The organism is Photobacterium sp. R1 (assembly GCF_054600795.1).
Window position 1 is genome coordinate 1 of sequence record NZ_BAAHZP010000144.1, and the last position, 401, is coordinate 401.

Consider the following 401-nt stretch of genomic DNA (forward strand, 5'->3'; position numbering starts at 1 on the left):
GCGCAGTACCCGCCAACTCGTACCCACGGATGCCGGAGAAATGCTCTATCGCCGTTTTTCTTCTCTGTTGCCGGAAATTGATACCATCTGCGCAGAAGTGGGCAGCATGGCTGATGAACAGCGGGGAATTATCAGTATCTCATCGACACCGCTGTACGCGAGCTATTATCTGCGTGAAATCATTGCGGAATACATGGAAATGCATCCCCAGGTGAACTTTCGGTTGTTTATTGAAGCAGGGGAAACAGATCCGTTACATGTGGATTTTATTATCCGGGCCAAAGCGACCAACCGGGAAACGGAAGAGAAAGACTCTTTGCTAATCCGCCGGTTGTTGCTCAGTGAGCCGCTATACGCCTGTGCGTCGCCAGGCTATCTGGCAAGGTGCGGCAGGCCAATGG

Annotated in this window: 1 protein-coding gene; it reads left to right on the plus strand. The window is 52.1% G+C overall.

What is annotated here, in order from left to right:
* Window positions 1–401: LysR substrate-binding domain-containing protein (locus ACYP03_RS24390; protein ID WP_459782429.1), on the plus strand; the 401-nt coding region annotated here is incomplete at both ends.